Genomic DNA, 4318 nt, shown 5'->3' on the forward strand with positions numbered 1-4318 from the left:
ATCTCGGACCCATTTCCGACGATCCGGTCAAATGTATAGGTATGCTCAGCGATACTCGCCGTGCCGCTTATAGTGAACGATTCGTTCACGAGCCAACTGGCCTCAGCCTCAATACCTTGGTGGCGCGTAGAGCCGTCGGTGACATTAAGACCATCAGAATCGCGGAAGAAGAAGTTCTCTTTTTCCGCATAGTATGCCGCGACATCGAACGCGAGAGCGCTACCGAGTGCGTTGCCCCGCGCGCCGACTTCAATACTGTCCATTGTTTCGACCTCCGCTTCTGCGATCCCCTGCTGGGACTGGAGGCGGTAGAGATCAGACGCCTGTGGCGCGCGTTCGCCGCGCGCATAATTGGCGTAGTAGCTGATGCCGCCCAGCCCGGGCGTCCATATCGCACCGAGCTTGGGGGTCAGAAGATCGAAACTGTCTTCGCGGTCTCCGGGCACGAGGAAGCGGCCATTCGGTCCGGAAGGCGCGTCGGTCGTGTAATCATAATCATGGGTTTCGCCGCGCAGTCCGGCGAGAATGGTGAGCTCGTCCGACACAGACCATTCGGCTTCGCCCCACAGGCCGAGCATCGTCGTATCGACCGTGTAGTCGTAATGAACACCCGTCGGAAAGCGCGTATCGCCGGGAAAGAAGCCGAACGGATCAGGCTGTGTTTCGCGCAGCCACCCGGACGAAATATCGACATCGGCGCCGATGCGGAGCGTTACCTGATCTGAGGCCGCGACCTCATATTTCGCCATAAGGCCGCCGCCATCATGGCCGTTCTCCTCGAAGCCGCCATTCGGCAGGAAGTGCTGGGCAAACTCCATTTCCTGCCAGCGATAGAAGGGCGTCAGCGTAATCTCGCTAGCCCCCAGCGCATGCGTCAGACGCACAGCCCCCATCGCCCATTGGGCGTCACGGTAGGCTTCCGGATTGGGGTTCGTCGTCGCCGTGTCATCGTCGCGATAGGCTTTGTAGCCTTCGAGGAAGCCGGCGGTTTCCTGATTGAGGTTTGAAGCGCTGATCCAGGCGAGGCCGTTCCAACCGGCAGTGTTGAACTGATAGGCGCCGGAGCCCTTTTGCTGCTCCACGCCAGTGAAATCGCGCCAGCCGGCATCGTCCTGTAGCGAGACCGAGAGGCGGGCGGTGTCCGAAAGATTGCCGGTCATGTCCGCGCGGTAGCGGTTGAGCGTGGAGCCCGTAAGGCGGGTATCGATATAGCTATCAAAGTCCGGCTCACCGAGAATGACATTGATCAGGCCATGAACCGCGTTCGAACCATATTTTGCCGAGCCAGGCCCACGCACGATCTCAATCGCGTCAGCCACTTCATGGTGGATCTCGAACAGGGAATTGACGTTGCCGAAAGCGGGGGCGCGCGTCGGCACGCCGTTTTGGAGGATGAGAAAGCTCCCCTGCCCCGCACCGCCGGTCAGGACCGGCGAGCGGAGCGCGATCAGGTGCTCCTGCCCGGAATTCATCTGGATATTGACGCCCGGAAGCTGGTTAAGAATTTCAGCGGGGTGGTCTGCATTTATCGTGGCGACGGTTTCAGCTTCGAGCACGGCGACGCTTCCCGGTTGTCCGTTAGCGCGATCGCCATAGATCGTTACAGGCGAGAGGCGTTCGACCTGTGCCGAAGACTGCGCCATCGCGTTCCCCCCTGTGAGGATGGCAATACTGGCAGATGTCGCGAGCAGGCGGCGGAGCGGCATGGGCAATTACTCAGAGTTCAGGAGGAAATACGGGTCTCAATAAATGCTAGTGCGGCCCCATGCCTCTGACGAGGGCTTCGCTGCGTCAGCCCGTGCCCCCTGTAAACAGCGCGACCGGTAGCGCGCCGACGACAGCGCCTGACAGACAGGTCGCGAGCGTCCCTGCGATCAGGGTCTTCCAGGCTAGTTGCAGGAAGGTTTCGCGGCGTTCCGGCGCGATGATGTTGAGCCCACCGATCAGAATGCCGATCGAGCCGAAATTGGCAAAGCCGCAAATCGCGTGCGCTGTGATGATGCGGGTGCGCGGGTCCATCGCTTCGGGCGGCACATTGCCAAGTTCGATGAAGGCGACGAATTCGGTGAGGACGGTCTTGATCCCCATCAGCGAGCCCGACAGCGGGGCTTCGGCCCAGGGCACGCCGATCATGTACATCAACGGCGCGAAGATCCATCCGAGGATTCGCTGAATGGACAGTGGCTCTCCATTCACAGCCGGCAGCGCGCCGAGGCCAGCGTTGGCCAGCCAGAGCAGCGCCAGCGCGGCGATCAGCATGGTCGCAATGTTCAGAACGATCTTGAGGCCGTCAGCGGCGCCAGTCGCAAAGGCGTCCATGGTCGATTCGTATTCGAAGTCTGGCTCATGCGCCCGCTCATCTTCCTGCACGGTCTCTGGCACCATAGTCAGCGCGATCGCAACGGCCGCCGGGGCGGCAATGATCGATGCGGTAAGAAGCTGCGCGAGCGGGTTGGCCATCACGCCTTCGAGGAAAGTCGTGTAGATGATCAGGACCGAGCCTGCGATCGTGGCGAACCCGGCTGTCATCAGGATGAAGATTTCCGACCGTGTCATGCCCTTGATGTACGGTTTGATCAGGACGGGCGCCTCGGTCATGCCCATGAAGACGTTTGCGGACACGGCAAGCGATGTCGCCCCGCCAAGCCCCATCGCCTTGCGGAAGACAAAGGCAAACCCCTTGGTGATCCAGCGCAGGATGCGCCAGTGCCAGAGAATGGCTGAAAGCGCGGCGACGACGATAACGATTGGCAAAATCTGGAAGAAGAAGAGCGGCGGCGCATCGCCGGTCATGAGATTACTGGCGGCCTGATTATCGCCGACATAGCCGAAGACGAAACTCGTGCCATTGCGGGTCGCCTCCTGAAGGCCATCAACGATGAAATTGGCCTTGAAAAGAACATTTCTGACAGGCGGCAGGCCGAACAGGACGAGCGCAAAGACGAACTGGATGGCAACCGCGCCGAGAATGATGCGCCAGGGAAATTCCTTGCGCCGCTCCGACAGAAGCCAGCCAATCCCGAAAATCAGCGCGATGCCGATAAGCGCGCGCGCATTGTCCCAGCCCCATTCCATGCCCTGCTCCTCATTCCACGGAAGATTTCAAGCCTTAGCCTGCGTTCGCGCCCTTCTCTACCCCCGAGTTTCAGCCTCCCTCATCAGCCTGCAGGATCGGAATGGAACAGGAGCGTTGGCTGGGCCGTTGGTTTTACACCCAGAATAGTGATGAAAGGATGACCCATGAGAAAGAAGACCCACACGCCGCTGCGAGACCAGGACGTCGTCATGGAGCCGCGCCCGGTCACATCCGATCAGGTTGACGGGGTCATGAACTCATCCGAAGCCCTCGATGAAAAGCTCGAAAAGCTGCACGAGATGCGCCAGCAACATGACGACTGGTCAAACCGCCAACCGGAGACAGATGGACGTCCTCTGTTGCGCTACATCGATGATGCCGTCAGCAGACTTGTCCAGGACGGCGACGTGAAGAACGTCTCTTCGACATAGCTATTGGCAGCATGACGACTAGAGAAAAAGGCCGCAGAGCCAGTCTGCGGCCTTTTTGTTGTCTGGTGAAAACTAGCCGAGCTTGCAGACGCAGATCTTGTTGCCGTCAGGGTCGCGGAAGTAAGCGCCATAGAAGGTCGGCATCCGGTTGCCCGGTTCGCCTTCGCTCTTAGCGCCAAGCTCGATGGCCTTCTTGTAGACCCGATCCACTGTCTCATTATCCTTGGCCGCAAGCGCCGGCATCACACCGTTGCCGCAGGTGGCCGCCTGCTCGTCATATGGCCCGCCAATCGCCAGCATGGGTTGGCCGGGTCCCGTGCCATAGAAATAAAGGCGGCCATTGTCGAAAAAGCGGCTCGCGCCGAGTTCAGGCATGAGCGCGTCGTAAAAAGCCTTGGCCTTTTCCACATCGTTCGAGCCGAGTGTCACATAAGCCAGCATTGTCATTCCTCCTCTTTATCTAGGAACGGTTTCAGCATGCGGCCGAGAGTGCGACAAGAGCTGCCCCGGCGCGAAGCTTGACCTTTGGGTGAACCAATGCTGCAAGGCTGGCCAAAGAAATATCCGCCTCTCGGGAGAATTCCATGTCCAATATCCGTTTTGATGATCGCGTCGCCATTGTTACAGGCGCAGGTGGAGGCCTTGGCCGCTGCCACGCGCTCGAACTAGCCCGCCGCGGGGCAAAGGTCGTCGTCAATGACCTTGGCGCCTCGATGGACGGGTCAGGCGGCAGCTCCGAAGCGGCCAATGACGTGGTCAAGGAAATCGAGGCGATGGGCGGCGAGGCGATCGCGAACGGCTCATCCGTCAC

At 59.8% G+C, this 4318-nt stretch carries 5 protein-coding genes; 2 read left to right on the top strand and 3 right to left on the bottom strand.

All coding sequences use genetic code 11. The features are described 5' to 3' along the window. Both WA989_RS14850 and WA989_RS14855 read right to left on the bottom strand, forming a co-directional pair. Positions 1-1706 (bottom strand): TonB-dependent receptor (locus WA989_RS14850; RefSeq protein ID WP_424341259.1); only part of this gene is annotated, 1706 nt, incomplete at its 3' end. Between the two features lie 85 nt (positions 1707-1791). After that, positions 1792-3075, bottom strand: coding sequence for a NupC/NupG family nucleoside CNT transporter (locus WA989_RS14855; protein ID WP_424341260.1), 1284 nt, complete (start codon positions 3073-3075; stop codon positions 1792-1794). A gap of 165 nt (positions 3076-3240) precedes the next feature. On the opposite strand from WA989_RS14855, the gene WA989_RS14860 reads away from it, so the two are divergent. Continuing rightward, positions 3241-3507, top strand: coding sequence for a hypothetical protein (locus tag WA989_RS14860; protein ID WP_424341261.1), 267 nt, complete (start codon positions 3241-3243; stop codon positions 3505-3507). A 72-nt stretch (positions 3508-3579) separates the two neighbouring features. Here WA989_RS14860 and WA989_RS14865 read toward each other — a convergent pair whose 3' ends face one another. Beyond that, positions 3580-3948, bottom strand: coding sequence for a VOC family protein (locus WA989_RS14865; protein ID WP_424341262.1), 369 nt, complete (start codon positions 3946-3948; stop codon positions 3580-3582). Positions 3949-4091: 143 nt separating this feature from the next. Here WA989_RS14865 and WA989_RS14870 point away from each other — a divergent pair. Further along, positions 4092-4318, top strand: a 227-nt coding sequence (locus tag WA989_RS14870; protein WP_424341263.1) for an SDR family NAD(P)-dependent oxidoreductase, incomplete at its 3' end; no start/stop codon positions are given.

Origin of the sequence: Henriciella sp. (genome assembly GCF_049649345.1) — a bacterium.
Classification (GTDB): Bacteria; Pseudomonadota; Alphaproteobacteria; order Caulobacterales; family Hyphomonadaceae; genus Henriciella.